This is a genomic window from Peptoniphilus sp. DNF00840 (assembly GCF_001553125.1).
Lineage (GTDB): Bacteria > Bacillota > Clostridia > Tissierellales > Peptoniphilaceae > Peptoniphilus_A > Peptoniphilus_A vaginalis.
The window spans coordinates 1-622 of sequence record NZ_KQ960247.1; the positions used below are offsets into that span (position 1 = coordinate 1).

Genomic DNA, 622 nt, shown 5'->3' on the forward strand with positions numbered 1-622 from the left:
GAAGGTGTTTTCTGCTGCTACTGTTCCCTTGCTTGTATCTTCTGATTCAAATTTTACTGTCCAATATTTGTCTGGATTTGGATTTGGTACTTTATTTGGGTCTACTGGTCCCACTACTTCAAGTATTGCTACGCTTAGTTCCGCATCTACAAATCCTGATTCTTCATCATCTGCTTCTCTTAATTTTGCATCATTTTTCTCTGGCTTGTCCCACAATTTATACTTAAATTTTATAGGGTTCGTTGACTTATCCCAAGTAAATCCATCTTTTTCCAGTTTCACTCCGGTAAGTGTGCCCGGCTGAATCCTGGAACTGTCAAAACCTTGTGGAAGTGCAGTAAAGGGAATTTTTGAACTTCCTTCTGCAACTTTTACAGTGTAAGTTATTGGAGATGATTCTTTATAAAAATCTCTGTCAGGTAATTTTACATATGTCAACGGATTTTTCTGACAGTACAAAACCTCAAGGGCAGTATATCCACTTAGGTCCAAGCTTGTTAGTTCGTTGCCATGACATTCAAAATACTTAAGAGCAGTATCTCCACTTAGGTCCAAGCTTGTTAGTTGGTTGTTAGAACAGTACAACTTCTTAAGAGCAGTATATCCACTTAGGTCCAAGCTT

The 622-nt window shown here is 38.1% G+C and carries 1 pseudogene; it reads right to left on the reverse strand.

Annotated elements, in window-relative coordinates:
* A pseudogene (locus HMPREF1864_RS07310) lies at positions 1-622 on the reverse strand (leucine-rich repeat domain-containing protein); the annotation flags it as partial.